The organism is Stenotrophomonas sepilia, from assembly GCF_003244875.1.
In the GTDB taxonomy this organism is placed as follows: Bacteria; Pseudomonadota; Gammaproteobacteria; order Xanthomonadales; family Xanthomonadaceae; genus Stenotrophomonas; species Stenotrophomonas sepilia.
Genome location: NZ_LXXZ01000040.1, coordinates 85,398 through 99,340, shown reverse-complemented (window position 1 = coordinate 99,340; position 13,943 = coordinate 85,398). Strand labels below are relative to the sequence as shown.

Here is a 13,943-nt window from a genome sequence, read left to right as displayed (position 1 = left end):
TGGGGCACACCCCTGTAACCGGTGACCACGTGCCCGACCCCAATTTTCTGGTAACGCTGCTGCTGCTTCGATTCAGCGAGCTTTCGGCCAGCTCGCAGGCGAGCTTCCTGGACTGCCTCAATCAGTACCTGTTTGCCTCGCCGCAGTTGCGCCGAGCGCTGCGCCGCCAATGGCAGGACCGATGCAGTGACAGCGAAGCGGGCCAAGCTTCGGGCCCGGCACGGGGCACTGTAAAGCAGAACGCTTCTCAACACGATTCTTGACGTCTGCCAACAGGCATGGCCGCTGCAACGCACCCTGGTGGCATCTGCCGGGGCGGGCGGCGCACGCGCGCAGCGCCTCGGGCAGGGCTGCAACGCCGGGTCCCCCCGCTTTTGGGACGAGTCCGATTCGACTCCCGGGTGGCCCTCACTAACCTCGCAAGTGTCCGCTGAGTGCTTCCCCTTCGGTTCGTCCGAACGCTCCAGGAAGCCGTCCAGCCTTCATTTCACTTCGAGGAGAGCCTCATGAACAAGATTCATTCAATCGTCTGGAATGCGGCCGCCGGTCGATGGGTCGTCGCCTCCGAATTCGCCACCCGTCGCCGTCGCGCCCACGCGGGCAGCCGTACCGTGCTCCGCCCGCTGCAGCTGGCTATCGCTGTCGCCCTGGCGTGGGGCGGTGCCGCTGGTGCAGAGACGCTGCAGTTCCCCGGCGCCCCGGTTGACGTTGCCGATGGCACGCGAGTCGTCGAGGACATCATTGTAGCCAATGGCGCGACGGGCGTCGTCGTTGGCAACGGCGGCACGCTGATCCAGCAGGGAAATTCCTTCCGCATCGGCGGCACAGCGAACCGCGCCACCCAGAATCTGGACCTCAGCGGGCTGTCTCACTACGTCTACGACAATGCCAGCCTCAACTTCAGCGTCGGTGGCCGCGTCATAGGCGGCACACGGGATCAGACCGGGGCTACCACCGGTACGGTTGTTTTGGCTTCGGATACCAACCTCATCCGCGCATCGCATATTGGCATAGGCGATGTTGGCCGTAGCATCAGCGCAGCGGCCACCAATCAAGGTACCGTGCGTCTGGGCCAGAACAATACGATCAATGCCGACAGCATCACGCTCGGCGGCAACCAGAGCACCGGCACCCTGGTTTTCCAGGACTCAGTCACGGACGGGACTCTTATCCTGCGTGGGTCGGACGGGGAAAGCGCCGTGGGCACCTGGAACATTGGCACGGGAAACAGCAGCAATTACAGCGGCACCACTGGCAATGTCGACCTGCGCCGAGGTGTGCTTGACGCAAAGGTGGACGCCCTGAACATCGCCGGCGCGACCTATGGTGATGCCACCGCAACTGGCACACTCAGCCTGGGCCGGGGCGTGCTCGAGGCCAACACCATCATGCTCGGCGAGCGGAGCAGCACCTCAGGCACCGGTGGCTCGAACGGGCGTCTCAACATTGGCCAAGGCGGCACCGTGCTTGCCAATACCATCACCTTGGGCAACCGCACCGGTACGACAGGGACAGTGTCGTCGAACATCACCCTCGATGGGGGTGCGCTGCGTGCTGGCAGCATCCTGGCGGGCGCCGGTCCCGGCACGCGTGTGATCACCTTCAACGATGGCGTGCTGGGCAACCGTGCCGCAGGCCAGGACATGCGGGTTGACGTTCCGGTGGTGCTGGCCGCAATCGGCGAGCACGCGTTCCGCGTCGATGGCGAGGATGCCGTGATGACCGTCAGTGGTCGGGTCAGCGGCAATGCAGGCACCCTGACAAAGACAGGCGAGGGCGTGCTGGCCCTGACCGGCGCTAACACCTACGGCGGCTCGACGCGCGTCGATCAAGGCCTGATCCGATTCCAGTCCGGCAGCAACCTGGGCACCGGCAGCATTGTTCTGGATGGCGGCGGCCTGCAGTGGGCTGCAGGCAGCGATGAAGACATCTCCGCGCGACTGGAGGCGCTGGGGGCTGCAGGCGCGGCGCTGGACACCAACGGCAATGCTGTCACCCTGGCCACGGCCCTGCGCGGCGAAGGCGGCCAGCTGATCAAGCGCGGCGACGGCGCGCTCACCCTGACCGCAGACAACACCCACACCGGCGTGACCCGCATCGAACAGGGTGAACTGGTGCTTGGCGACGGCGGCGCAGCCGGCAATGTGGCGGGCGACATCGTCAACAACGCGCGGCTGACCCTCAATCGCGGTGATCGCATGTCCCTGTCCGCCAACATCGCAGGCAGCGGCGAGCTGCTGCAGGCAGGTGGCGGCACCGTCGTGCTGTCCGGCAACGTCGCGCACAGCGGCGGCACCCGGGTGGCGGCCGGCACCCTGCAGATCGGTGATGGCGGCTCGCGCGGCACGCTGGGCGGCGATGTCAGCCTGGCCGGTGGCACGTACCTGGACGTGGACCGCAACGATACGTTCCTGCTCTCGGCACGTGTCGCCGGGGATGGCGCGCTGCGCCAGATCGGATCGGGCACCACCGTGCTGAACGCTGACCACAGCTACGCCGGCGGAACGCTCATCGCGGCCGGTGCGTTGCGCATGGGCAACGGTGGCACCAGCGGCAGCGTGACCGGTGCAATCGACAACCAGGGCTGGCTGGAATTCAACCGCAGCGACGACGTGCTGCTGGACAATGCGGTGAGCGGAACGGGCGGCCTGGTGCAGATGGGCACGGGTACCTTGCGCATCGCCGATGACCAGGCCTACACCGGTGCCACCCGCGTGCTCGCCGGTGCACTTCAAGTCGATGGCAGCATCCGGTCGGCAACAGAAGTGGCCAGCAATGCCACCCTGAGCGGCAACGGCGCCATTCACGGTGACGTGGTGAACGCCGGCGTGATCCGTCCGGGCAGCGGGAATGACTACGGTCGCCTGACCATCCAGGGCAACTACGTGGGCCAGCAGGGGCAGTTGGAACTGAACACCTGGCTGGGCGACGACGCATCGCCCAGCAGCCAGCTGGTGATCGATGGCGGCAGCGCCAGCGGCAACACCACCGTGCGCGTCCACAACACCAGCGGCACCGAAGGCCACACCGTCGGGGACGGCATCCTGGTGGTTGCCGCCATCAATGGCGCCACCACGTCGGCCGATGCATTCAAGCTCGGAGACTACGCACGAAACGGCGCATTCGGGTATGGGCTCTTCCGCGGCGACCTGGAAGGCAAGTCGACCGAAAACTGGTACCTGCGCAACGCCTTTGTCGTGCAGCCGCCGGTTGATCCGACGGACCCGGTCAATCCGACTGACCCGGTCGATCCGACTGATCCGGTTGATCCCATCAACCCGGTCAATCCGACCAACCCTGTGCCTCCGGTGGCCCTGCCCATCTTCGGTCGCGAGCTGGCGACGTACGGCTCGGTCCAGCCGCTGGCGCGCGAACTGGGTGCACTGGCGATGGGCAACCGGCGCGACCGGGCGCAGGCCGCCGCTGCTGGCGACAGGCCGCGTGCTGCCTGGGTGCGTATGGCAACCCGCGACCTGCACAACGGGTACGAATCCATGGTTGCGCCGGAAGCCCAGGGCAGGATCGACGCGTTGCAGGTCGGAAGTGATTTCTGGCAAGCCGCCCCGTCGGCAGGAGCCCGCTGGCGTGCGGGTGGCTACCTGTCGCACGCAAGCAGCAATGTGCAGGTCGACGGCATCTACACCAATGATGAGCGGACCCGCTATGTGCGTGGGGCGACCGGCAACGTCGAGCTGCAGGCCACCAGCGCTGGCTTGACCCTGACCGGCGTTGGCAGCCGAGGCGGCTATCTTGATGCCGTCGTCCAGCTGACCCGCTACGGCGGTTCCGCCAATGCGGGCCCGGTTCGCCTCAACACCCGTGGTGACGGCTACCTGGCGTCGCTCGAGGCCGGCTATCCGTTTGTCATGCAGGCCGGCACCGGGCAGTTCACGCTGCAGCCTGAAGTCCAGCTGGTCTGGCAGAAGGTGCGTTTCGATGCAGGGCAGGACGCTGCAGGGCAGGTGTCGCTTGGAAGCACGCAGGGGCTGAGCGGGCGATTGGGCATCAACGGCAGTTGGCAGTTCCAGAGCGCGGGCGGCGTGCAGTGGGCGCCGTACCTCGCCGCCGATGTGTGGCACGAATCGGATGCGCGCTCGGCAGTGACGTACGCCGGCAAGGACCAGATTCCCTTGGGGGCGGGTGGAAACCGAGCTTCGTTGAGCGCTGGCGTCAACGTCCGGTTGAATGAGCGCTTCAATCTGCAGATCTCCGGTGGGCGCGAGCGCTCGATGGGCAACAGCAGTGGTGCCAGCCGGGAAGGCGCGTTCGGCAACCTCAGCCTGCAGGTGCGCTGGTAAGGGCGAGCCGCCGGTGTCCTCCATCAGATGCGGCGACCCCGCATCTGATGGCGCCCCAGCGAGCACCGCAGTCGAGCAGGGCATCCAGGGGCGTGCCTGCTGCCCAGGCTGATTCGTGGGATGATCCTGCCATGGCAACACCATCGGTGCGGAATCGGCTGTTGTCTGCGGCAACGGAATCGGCGATGGACGCCAAGCTGGGCCAGAAGCTGACGTCAGCGGAGAGCGACAAGATCTGGAACACAGGCTCATTTCAGGGGCTTGAGATGATTGACATGGCGATTCACTACGCCCAAGCCATTGCTGCTCTTGAAGCATATCTCGCCGGATTGCCGGCGCGGGATCCGTTGCCTGAGCGTTATACAAAGCGCTTTGATTGACCTATTTACACTCAGGCTTTCACTCAGGCGTACCCGATTCGGCTCGTTGGTACGTACTTCTTGCCGCTTAAGGCCTATTGCACTCCGCGCCAATCTGCTCAGTGAGAAGTGTCAGGGATTGCTGAAATGCGGCCGCAAATTCCTGGCCGCCATCTCTCTCGGGAACTTGAGCGATCGAGGGGAGCAATCTCGCCCATGTGTCAAGCAGAATTCCCGGATTTTGGTGTGTTAGAAACGAAACCCGCAGCGCATACTCCATTGCCTTGAGGTAGCCGCGATGCATCTCAAGTGTGGACTCGCATACATGGAGGCGATCAAGGATTTCTGTGATCTCGGAGGTCATGGCAGTCTGGACAGGAAGGCGAGTGGAAGGCGATAGTCTGCGAACATCTAGACGAGTCCGCCATGAGCATCCTTAACCTTCTGCTCACTCGTGATCACCTTGTCGTCGCACTGGATACCCTGGCAGAGGACTATGGCCCATGCGCGTCTGCAGGCAAGCTACCTCAATAAGCAAATGGGCCGAAAGGTGGCGGGAGATCAGCTGCTGGTTGGATTCCTACAGAGGGGCAAGTCGTGCTCAAGGAGCTTGGAGAAATCTAGCTCGTGGAGCCAACTGCGCCAAGGGCTGAATTCTAAGTTCAACCCCTGGCCCCAGGGCCCAAAGACCGCAGTAGGCCAAGGTCATCCATGGATTAGGAAGATTTATCGGGGGTAGGGCGCGCTCGCTCCAAGCTGATCTTGACGATCCATGGCGTTCAAATAGCTGAAGGATGACGGCGCGCCCCATTGACCGTCTTCCACCTTCGAGCGGCGCCCGAGCAGCCACACCCTGGTGCCACCTCTCTCCCGGCACAGAATCATTGGGAGAAGAGTGGGCAAGTCATCCTCAATCGCTGAGCTGCTGTGCAATCCACCAAAACGGGCGCACTGACAGCTAGAGCGGAAAGCCATAAATTAGGCAAGAATGGACCGCAAAGTGTGCGCGAAGCTTCCCAAAATTGCGCGCCCACCCTTCGAAAATTACGCGAGAGTCGCAAATTGAAGCCCGCATTCAATACAGAACAGAGCTGGTACCGTCTCCGACACAGTGAAGTTATTCGAGTACGGCTCTTCTCACATAGGGGGATGTACCCTTACGGGCAGATAGCTCTCCCCAAAGGCTTCTTTCATGCAGACGAGAGCATTGCCACGCTTGTCACGAAGGGCTTCAGCTGGACTCACTACTTTGAAGAGTCGAGCTTTGACGAATTCGGCTGGTCGTTTCCCGAGGAGATTCGCCTTATGGGAAGCATGGTGATGTGCGAAAGGCAGGATGAGCCAACCCCCATACTCTACCCACTCCAAGAGCCCACGTTCTTGCTGGATCCAGCGACTGTTGACCTCAGTAGTTCGCTCGGCCGAAATGCAATTGTTGATCTAATTAAGGATGTAGGTCGCTGGCCATTGCGAACCCACATCGCTAACGGATTCACCCAGAAAGCCGAGGAAAGAATTTCGACCTTTGACCCCACGAGACTTGAGCTGGAACGCTTGGCGAGTACCTGGGAGCGCTTACGTCCCACGGACTTCGTTCTGTTGCGAGGTCTTTCTGCGTTGATCAAGAGCGACATGCTGTCGCAACATCCAGAATTTGGCGCGGAAGCTCTCATGAGCCTGTACGTAGCGCTGGAGTGCTCATTTCAGCTGGTCTTGCAACGCCTTCGAGAGGACGGGAACCCCAGTCCATCCGCCAGCGATGCGGCGCGGTGGTTGCACGACACTTTTGATTCACATTTCGACTTTGATCCTCCAGATTCTTCATACAAGTACTTCGAAGAATTCTATCAGGGGCGTATCACCGCATTTCATCCACGAAACCGATTCGGCGACTTCCCATTTCCTCCCAATTTCTGGGATGACCTTATTCATTTACGGAGGTCTCTGCCCGGCATATTTGCATTTCTGCTACATGGTAGTCATAGCGCATCATTTCTTGCGGGGGTCAGGGAATTTCAGGCGAAGTGGAATGGGAACCACTAGCCGAGACGAATCAGACCAAAGGGGGGGGGGGCGCCTTATGGGCTCGGCTCCTAAGCGCCACCCTTGAGCAGAATCGCGGCTCCCTTGATTTGCCCGATCTCTCAGGCTTGTCTCATTCCATGTTCTCCTCTTCCATCTCCTGAGAATCATCGAACCCACACATTTCCATGAACATCCAGGCCTTCAGCCAATTGTTGATGTCTTCGCCTTTCACCCTTGATAGATCATGCACTTGCCCTCCCGAATTCTGTTCGTGCAGACGGTTTATGTGGGCGACATAGGCTTCCCGAAAGAGGCCAGTAGGGCGGAAGGCGAAGTTAGTGCAAGTAGCCGTTTCAACGATCGATCTGATCATGCTTGGCCAATGCGGGAGTTCTATCTCTGATCTTTGCCCATGCGCAAGACTGTCCGCAATTGCGCGCTGTGCAAGCCGGATAACGCGACCATAGAAAGAGTACTCAGGACTCTCCAGAAGTGCCGAAATACCATCTTCCGAAAGCTGCTCGGTAATCGCATTCGCACGATCCGGATCCGCAACCAAGAATGGATTTATTGCGCAAAGAATCAGTGCATTCTTGTAAGGAAAGGGCAGCTCCGGCCAGTATTTTCGAATATATGCAAACCCATGCAATTGCTCAGCCTCCATGAGCTGAGAGGCGTACCCCGCGAGACCGCCAAGAAACTTCTTGGTATAGTCATTAACCGAGCTCCCTTTGCTGTCGTACCACCCGTCCAGGTCTGGGAATGAAGCAACCACGCACGCCATCGCATCATGCGACAAAAGTCGATTGGCGAAGAATCTAAACTCCTCGTCAGTCGGGACGAAAAGCTGAAGCTCCAGGCTATCCAGCGTGCTGCCCTTTAGGACAGGATTGTAAACGATGACATTGCGATTGGTGACGATTAGATCGTACAAGAACGCCTGTCGGGTGATCTTGACGTCCATCGGCGCAACGAGAACGTTAGTGATGTCTTCCGGACCGGACATAGCGAACATCTGGGCGATGTAGTGGCTATACGCGAGAAGTTCCGAGAATGCATTCCGCTCAGACGAGCGGTCAACTTTCAGCTCGAGCACGAATATGCCGTCATCGTGTGCGCCAAGCAGATCCAGCTCCATCGGCCGACTTCTATCAATTGGGAGCTTGACTTTTGACCCGATGAACCTTCCATGGCGCACGCTACAATGAATTCGCTGAATTCTCTCTAGAACGCGCTGCTTGATAATCTTCCAAAATGCAAACTCTCCACCCTCTTGCCCATCCCCTTCATCGACCGGCATAGCAACACTCAACGCATCATCCAATTCTTTAGAGTCGACGATGAGCGCCTCGATCCCCTTGGCATAAATGTGTGCATGGACCTCATCTTCGCTGTAGCCGAACTTCATACTCCCCCCGTCAAATCCCTAACAGTAGAACCCAGTTCAAGAAGAGCCTCCAATCAACCCCTAGTTGGTCGCCACTCGGACGCCGTCTTTTCCCCTGGGGCGAGGCCGAGCAAGATGGATGCGCAATCAGCATCGCACTTTTCTCATGGATAGTAACTCCTGCACTTCGGACGGCAACGTCTCTCATGCCCCGAATGCTTCTTGCCAAGCAGGGGTGCGAAGGTGTGCTGTGATCGTGTAGATCCGCGCGTCCGAAATTTGAGAGGCACCTCCTACGTAGTGATGAATTTTGGGACGGAGCCCATCCATCAATAGCTTTCCGTGCGCATTTTCAAAGGATACCGGCATAAGACCATTTGCCGGAAGGAAGCGATTGACAGATGGCGCGATGTCCGGCATGCCAGACACCGCCCACTCGGGCTTTGCGCGCTTTCGAGGAACCTCATAGATTGACCCGCGAATTATCTCGCGAGCTACACGCGCGGCATTGACCAAATCGTCGCGCCTCAGTGCTGTGACATCCGTAATCGCAGCATCAATCATGTCAGGATCGAGCTGCTGAAATACGGCCTTGAGGTGACTCGGCTGGGCGAAGGAATGCTCCACATCGTTAAAAGGCGTAAAGACTTCTTTCACCCGCACGATTCCATTACGCTGCCTTTCCGCATCGGCAACGGACAGCTCGAACTGCATCTCCTGCTCTGTCCTAAAGTCTCTATCTCGATGAATGATGATTCGTGCGTCTGGCCGCATGTCAGTGATCATGTTTGCCAGTAGCCTTGCCGCCGGAAGATTTCCGCAGCCGTTGTAGGAGAGAACAGCAATGTTCTCCGGAGCACCATTGGCCTTCGCCAATACAGTCACAGGCCTGGCCAACTTATCCTCTGTCATGAGTATCATTGGCCTCGCAGGGTCGAAGGCATCTGCCCCCACAGAGAGCGCGCCAAGCGTCATCAATATCGGAATGGCTGGTCGCTGGGTAGCGTCAACTGGCACCTTGGCGCCATCACTCATCCATACAACCGTAGAGTTCGGGTCATACATGATCCGCTGGATCAGTTGAGGCGAATGACTGGCAAAGAGAATACGCGTCTGGGTGGCGGAAGCGACCCCCTTTAGCGCCTCATATAGGCGGCCTTGACTGTCTGCATGCAAGTGCGCATCGGGCTCATCAAGCAGCAGGAGAGGTGGCGCATAGAAGCAGGTATACGCGATGATCTGAATGACCTGAAGCATCCCCGTGGAGGCCATATCGAGAGTAACGCGCGAGCTTTCAAATTCAACTTCTACGTAGACATACCTATCGTGTTGTGGATTATGCCCGACAATGACACGACTACCCGGGTAGCAGTGATCCAGAAGCGTGGAGAATGTCTTCCACCCACTGTCAGGCGGAAGAATGTTTATGTCTCTGCTCTTGCGCCAAGCGGCCCTGGCAGTTTCGTCCAAATCTCGCGTGAATAAGTGATCGAGGACAGTACGAAGGTAAAGATTCGCGTCCCCGTGCATGACGGCCGCATCAATCGCTCCCTTCGTACGCCACTCTTCTCTAAGCGGTATACCTGAAAGGCCTGGGGTCAGAATCGAAAAGGGGTGTTCAGGGTCTGCGAGCAACCCGGCCAAGTCGTTATCACCAGTGCGAGTGATCGCGATGTTGGCGTTCTTCCCTCGATGCACTCCGATAGTGAGTTGCTTGTCGGCACCGGCATCCAAGTCGACGCCTAGATAAGCAACCGAAAATCCCAGGCTTTGCGTTGCAGGCTCACCGCGGCGCAGGTCAAGAAGCCGATCAGTCGGCCTAAAGAGTACGGCATCGTTTGCGACGGTCCCAAGAAATTCAAAGGTGCCGTCCGCCCTTTTTCTGCGGAAAGCCGCCTGCAATATTGAGACGCCAAGCTGTGCAGCCTGAAGCGCGCTGCTCTTGCCACATGTATTGCCCCCTACCAGCGCAGTGATAGGGCTGAGATCAACTTCAAGTGTCTCAATGCGCTTGAAATTCTTGACAATGATCTTGTCCAGCCGAAATCTCATGTTCCCTCCTGGAATAGCGCCCCTACGAACAGGAGCGGGTAATTACATCGCGTCCTTCAGTAAGCGTGCGGCAGGGTTATCCTCAGCCGCGCCCGCTTGAAAATACCCAATCACACTCGCAACGGAGCGATGCTCCGTCATTGCCATCACTGCAGGCAAGGGCACCCCTTGCTTACCCGCCTCGGTAATAAAGCCCGACCTTAGGCTATGTGCCCCAAAATTCCCCTTCAGTCCAGCCAGAGTAGCCCGCCGCTTTACAATGGTGGCCACCGAGCCAGGGAGGAGGGCAGACCCAACCCGATTCTTCCAAACTCGCCGGAAGATCGCCCCATCATGAATCCTTGCCGCCTCCAGCCAAGCCGTGAGCGCTTCGGCACTGCGCCCCAAGATTGGCTTGTCTGGCGTCGAATCCGCCGTGACGCCCGCCTGCTGCGTCTTGGAGTACTCCAGCCGGTAGATGTAGTCGTCCTCACCGACCCTGCGCAAGTCCCGCATCTCTGCGGCGGCGATCTCACTGCGCCGCCGCCCGCCGCTGGCAAAGCCGAAGCAGAGCAGGGCGCGGTCGCGTAGGCCCTCCAGGGTGTCATCGCAGGTGGCAAGCATGGCCTCGAGCTCGGCACGGGTAATGGCGGTCTTCTTGGTCGGCCGCTCCCCCCGTTTCACCGCGGCACGTCGGGCACGGCTGAGCAGGGTGCGGACACTAGGCAGCTCGCAAGGATTGGCCAGCCGCTTGAGCTTGTGGGCAGTGGACAGCACGGCCACGCGCTGGACCACGGTCGACAGCTTCAACGGCCCGATCCTAGCCTTGAGCCCTGCGGCCACGAGCGCCTGGTCTAGCGCCGACGGCAGCTCGCTGATCAGTTCGGCCTTGCTCTTGCGCTGGATATGGTCGACCAAGAACTGGATCACCACCGCCTCGCTGACCGGCAGCGCCAGCTCGATCCCGTAGCGTCCCTGGTGCCAGCCGGCCCAGTAGCGCAGGGCAGTGGCATAGCTACGGGTAGTGTTGGCCGCAGCCGCTTCGGCCAGCAGTTCACGCACCGCCTCGGCGGCTTGCTCGGCCAGCTGCCCCGGCAAAACCAAGTGCGCGACAGTTGCTGACAAGGTCGAAGATGTGGAGTTCTGCTTCATAGTATGTAATGTACGCTATGAATCAACGTGTCTACTCACGATAATCATCACTTATCGCGAGTACGTTACCAGCAGAGTAGGGCGTCAGTACTGGAGACTTCGCATGGCCCGCGGCATCACCGAATCCGACGTCCACACCGCCGCCGACGAGCTGGTGGCCAAGGGCGAGCGCCCGACCGTTGAGCGGATCCGGGCTCACCTGGGGACCGGCTCGCCGAACACCGTGACTCGCTGGCTGGAAACGTGGTGGAACCAACTCGGTACGCGCCTGCAGCCAGCGCGGCCGGACCTGGACGATGCGCCAGCGGTGTTGGCGGAACTCGCCGGGCAATGGTGGGAGTTGGCGTTGAAGCATGCACGGGAGGTCGCCCATCGAGAGCTTGCAGAGGCTAAGCAGTCGTTGGCCGCCCAGCGTGATGCACAGGAGGCAGAATCCCGGCTTATAGCTGACGAGCTGACGCAAGTCCGTTCAGAGCGTGACGCTGCAATCACTGGCGAGAGGATCGCATCGACACAAGCTGCAGAGCTGCAGCAGCTGGTTGACCAGCTCCGTCTGCAGATCTCAGAACTCGCAGAGCAGCGAGACCTCGAGCTTAGAAGAGCCGATCGAACTGAGGAAGCGAGACAGCAACTTGACGTCCGGCTTCATGAAGCCCTAGAGACGGCGAAATCTGAGCGGGAAGACTGGACCGAGTACGTCAGATCTGTCGAGAATCGGACACTGAGCGACGTCGATCGAGCACGTCAGGAGGTCAAGGAACTCCAAGCGCAGCTAAGCAAGGCCTCCGAACACCACAGGGCCCTTGAAAACCAGCTACGCCAGGATATCCAAGCCGCCCAGTCGGCGGCAGCTACGGCCACCCAGTCTGCGGACATCCTGCGCGGCAGATGTGACGCTCTCGAGGGGCAAATTTCGAGCCTTCGAGATCTGCCGACGCAGCTAGAGGCGGCACTCAAACGATCCGAAGAATCTCGCATAGCTACTGATGTTCAGCCCAAACGAAAACGTTCGAAACAGTGAAAATATGGCTAACAGGCGCCCTCAGGGAAGCCCTAGCGTGTGGGGGAAACGTCTCAGATCTGTCGAACAGATAGCGGCTTTCGTTTCCGTACAGGAAGCTGGACCGTCTTGGGCGTGCCGAGCTCCGCCGCTATAGTTGAACTACAAGAAAATTACCCCAGTAGACGACCATGAACCTCTTGCAAGAAATGCTCCGCGCGTTCGTCCAAGGCGCAAGAGAAACGCCCGCCGGATTCTTCTCGCCGATCTTTGGGATATGGCGAATCATGACTACCCAGACCGACCGAGCAATTGCCCGACATCAGCGCTGAACGCTCTCCAGTGCAGTAACGGCATAGTCAGGATTCGCCCTGAAACTCCACACATGCGGCGTTCAGAACGCGGCAGGGGTCCGACGCCAGCATTTTGGATGGGGTTCCACCATCGAGCATCGCGTGCGGCGACAGAAACCACTCGACTTCTCCCCAATAGGTGCTTCGCCGCAGTCCGCTTGGCTCATGCTCAAAAGGACCGAACTCACGCAGCACAGCCAGAATCTCGGCCAGGTGGTCCACAGGCTGGCCGCTCGGCAGGAACTGCCAGGTCGGGTAGCGGTAACTGGGCGACGGATTGGTGACGTAGACCCCGAGCAACTTGCCAGCGCGGCGCAACTGGCTGACCAGGCGGCCACCGTTCGGAGCATGAGAGCCAAGCCCCTGACTGACCTGTGCTGCAGTGAGCCATTGCTCAGCAAGTGCTTGGCGCGCGTCAGCCGCATCTCGGAGGATCCGTTGAGCGGGCGTAAAGGTGTCGAAGTGCATTCAGCCGCCTCGCACTATGGAGACCACACAGGACACGAGTCTAGCAAGTCGGAAGATTGTGGGCGATCTGTGGGGAAAACGTCCCAAGCCTCGCGAATAGGACACGCCCGCGGATCTGTATTTTTGGCCGGTGGGTGTGGCAGGCACCGAGGGCAGGGCGGGGTAGCCGAGAATGGGGAGCGGCATGCTCCCCATTTGGAATTCAAGCCTGGTCGTCAACTGGCGCAGTTGGCCCGTTGTTCTTAACAGCCTGAATTCCTGCCTCGCGGGCTTGGGTGGAAGAGTAGGTCTCACTGGTACCAATGCGCTCGCCATTAGCGGCCTTGAGGTTGAACATAGGCTGGCCGTTTGCCGCGTTCTTGCGCTCATAGCGCGAATCGTCAGGAGAGTTCACCTTGACTGAAGCAATTCCAGTCAGTGCCCCCTGCTTGGAGGCATACAATTCACTGGTGAGGATGATCTCGTTATTGCCGGCCTTAAGGACAAAGCGGTACTGCGTTCCCGAACGACTCAGAACATATCGAGCTGCCATGCAAGTTCCCCTAGCTGCGCCTGGATTGGCCAAGCGAATCTGTCAGAGGAAATCCTGAGTGTCTATCAGGGAAAGCCGCACCTCGACGAAAGATCGGCAGCATCCGGCAAAAACCGAAGCCATATCGACATTTACATCGCCCTGACAAACATAAGATACGTTATGCGAAGTAACGTATTGATTCAGAAAGCTTTGTTGTCCCAACACTACTCTAGGGTCGATGCACGAAGCAAGTGACCGCAGTACAGACACGGCCCGGGATGATCACCTCTGGGGGTCGCGCCAACCAGCGATCGCGGCGCGACGCCTCCTGAGCTCATTCACTTCGAAGGAGCTTT

Annotated in this window: 10 protein-coding genes; 5 read left to right on the top strand and 5 right to left on the bottom strand. The window is 59.5% G+C overall.

Features of this window, described 5'->3' with window-relative positions; genetic code table 11:
• Positions 1-29 precede the first annotated feature (29 nt).
• The 4 genes from A7X97_RS21675 (at position 30) to A7X97_RS06925 (ending at position 6,700) form a co-directional block, all read left to right on the top strand.
• Entirely contained in the window at positions 30-263 is a 234-nt protein-coding gene (locus tag A7X97_RS21675) for a hypothetical protein (protein WP_143592550.1), read from the top strand.
• Between the two features lie 243 nt (positions 264-506).
• Positions 507-4,298, top strand: coding sequence for an autotransporter outer membrane beta-barrel domain-containing protein (locus tag A7X97_RS06945; RefSeq protein WP_088497473.1), 3,792 nt, complete (start codon positions 507-509; stop codon positions 4,296-4,298).
• A gap of 185 nt (positions 4,299-4,483) precedes the next feature.
• On the top strand, positions 4,484-4,678 hold the full coding sequence (locus A7X97_RS06940; RefSeq protein WP_111007718.1) for a hypothetical protein: 195 nt from the start codon (positions 4,484-4,486) through the stop codon (positions 4,676-4,678).
• Between the two features lie 1,128 nt (positions 4,679-5,806).
• Positions 5,807-6,700, top strand: coding sequence for a hypothetical protein (locus A7X97_RS06925; protein ID WP_111007716.1), 894 nt, complete (start codon positions 5,807-5,809; stop codon positions 6,698-6,700).
• 112 nt (positions 6,701-6,812) lie between these two features.
• On the opposite strand, the gene A7X97_RS06920 is transcribed toward A7X97_RS06925, so the two are convergent.
• The 3 genes from A7X97_RS06920 to A7X97_RS06910 all read right to left on the bottom strand — a co-directional run bounded on the left by A7X97_RS06920 (position 6,813) and on the right by A7X97_RS06910 (position 11,252).
• Positions 6,813-8,090, bottom strand: coding sequence for a hypothetical protein (locus A7X97_RS06920; RefSeq protein WP_111007715.1), 1,278 nt, complete (start codon positions 8,088-8,090; stop codon positions 6,813-6,815).
• 183 nt (positions 8,091-8,273) lie between these two features.
• Positions 8,274-10,121: an AAA family ATPase gene (locus A7X97_RS06915; protein WP_111007714.1), complete on the bottom strand. Its 1,848-nt coding sequence runs from the start codon at positions 10,119-10,121 to the stop codon at positions 8,274-8,276.
• Positions 10,122-10,163: 42 nt separating this feature from the next.
• Positions 10,164-11,252: a site-specific integrase gene (locus tag A7X97_RS06910; RefSeq protein WP_111007713.1), complete on the bottom strand. Its 1,089-nt coding sequence runs from the start codon at positions 11,250-11,252 to the stop codon at positions 10,164-10,166.
• 103 nt (positions 11,253-11,355) lie between these two features.
• On the opposite strand from A7X97_RS06910, the gene A7X97_RS06905 reads away from it, so the two are divergent.
• Positions 11,356-12,273, top strand: coding sequence for a DNA-binding protein (locus A7X97_RS06905; RefSeq protein WP_111007712.1), 918 nt, complete (start codon positions 11,356-11,358; stop codon positions 12,271-12,273).
• Positions 12,274-12,611: 338 nt separating this feature from the next.
• Here A7X97_RS06905 and A7X97_RS06900 read toward each other — a convergent pair whose 3' ends face one another.
• Positions 12,612-13,073, bottom strand: a complete 462-nt coding sequence (locus tag A7X97_RS06900; protein ID WP_053494981.1) for a hypothetical protein — start codon at positions 13,071-13,073, stop codon at positions 12,612-12,614.
• Between the two features lie 202 nt (positions 13,074-13,275).
• Complete coding sequence (locus A7X97_RS06895) at positions 13,276-13,605, bottom strand: YegP family protein (protein WP_080376385.1); 330 nt, start codon at positions 13,603-13,605, stop codon at positions 13,276-13,278.
• Positions 13,606-13,943: the final 338 nt, after the last annotated feature.

What these genes read in the sequence shown, in the direction of transcription:
- A7X97_RS06940 (WP_111007718.1), top strand. Translation starts at nt 4,484, where the DNA reads ATGGACGCCAAGCTGGGCCAGAAGCTGACGTCAGCGGAGAGCGACAAG.
- A7X97_RS06925 (WP_111007716.1), top strand. Translation starts at nt 5,807, where the DNA reads ATGTACCCTTACGGGCAGATAGCTCTCCCCAAAGGCTTCTTTCATGCA.
- A7X97_RS06910 (WP_111007713.1), bottom strand. Translation starts at nt 11,252, where the DNA reads ATGAAGCAGAACTCCACATCTTCGACCTTGTCAGCAACTGTCGCGCAC.
- A7X97_RS06915 (WP_111007714.1), bottom strand. Translation starts at nt 10,121, where the DNA reads ATGAGATTTCGGCTGGACAAGATCATTGTCAAGAATTTCAAGCGCATT.
- A7X97_RS06900 (WP_053494981.1), bottom strand. Translation starts at nt 13,073, where the DNA reads ATGCACTTCGACACCTTTACGCCCGCTCAACGGATCCTCCGAGATGCG.
- A7X97_RS06905 (WP_111007712.1), top strand. Translation starts at nt 11,356, where the DNA reads ATGGCCCGCGGCATCACCGAATCCGACGTCCACACCGCCGCCGACGAG.
- A7X97_RS06920 (WP_111007715.1), bottom strand. Translation starts at nt 8,090, where the DNA reads ATGAAGTTCGGCTACAGCGAAGATGAGGTCCATGCACACATTTATGCC.
- A7X97_RS06945 (WP_088497473.1), top strand. Translation starts at nt 507, where the DNA reads ATGAACAAGATTCATTCAATCGTCTGGAATGCGGCCGCCGGTCGATGG.
- A7X97_RS06895 (WP_080376385.1), bottom strand. Translation starts at nt 13,605, where the DNA reads ATGGCAGCTCGATATGTTCTGAGTCGTTCGGGAACGCAGTACCGCTTT.